Origin of the sequence: Streptomyces sp. LUP47B (genome assembly GCF_001746295.1) — a bacterium.
In the GTDB taxonomy this organism is placed as follows: Bacteria; Actinomycetota; Actinomycetes; order Streptomycetales; family Streptomycetaceae; genus Streptomyces.
In genome coordinates this window covers 1-580 of the sequence record NZ_MJAH01000049.1, presented here as the reverse complement: position 1 = coordinate 580, position 580 = coordinate 1, and the positions used below count along the sequence as shown (strand labels likewise).

Genomic DNA, 580 nt, shown 5'->3' with positions numbered 1-580 from the left:
TGTCGATCGCTGCCTGGCTGGCGTCAGTGATGGTCTGCTTCGCCCCGACGACCTTCTTCGAGCCCTCGACACCCGCCTTGTTAGCCTCCTCGGTCTGCGTCTGCAGGCGAGCCGTCTCGGTCTGCTGCTACTCCAGGGCTTGGACGGCCTTGTCATAGGCGAGCTGCGCCTTGTCCAGCTCCTCCTTCGTCGCCTTGCCGCCTTTGGCCTTGACCGCGGTCAGCTCCTGCTCGGCGTCCTGAAGGTCCAACACCTTCTGGCGTTGGTCGAGCTGGGCGTCTTCGAGCCGGTTGTTGAGGTCTTCCAGCTCCTGCGCGGCTTCCTTGCGGGCCCCGGTCAGGTCGAGTTGCGCCTGCCGGGCCGCGCGCTGCGCGTCGGCGAGATCGCGTTCAGCGGAGGCAACCTGCTGGGCAGCCCTGCGGTTGGCATCCGCGACGTCCTGCACCGTGCCTTTGAGGGAGCGTTGGGCGTCCTCGATCTGCCGGGCCGCCGCGACACGCGCCTCCGCGGCACGCTGCTCGGCGTCCTGCACACCCTGCTGCGCCTTCGCCAGCGACCGCTGAGCGTTCTCCAGCGAGTG

At 68.4% G+C, this 580-nt stretch carries 1 pseudogene; it reads right to left on the bottom strand.

The features are described from left to right. Positions 1 to 127 precede the first annotated feature (127 nt). Positions 128 to 580, bottom strand: a pseudogene (locus tag BFN33_RS49020) (hypothetical protein); the annotation flags it as partial.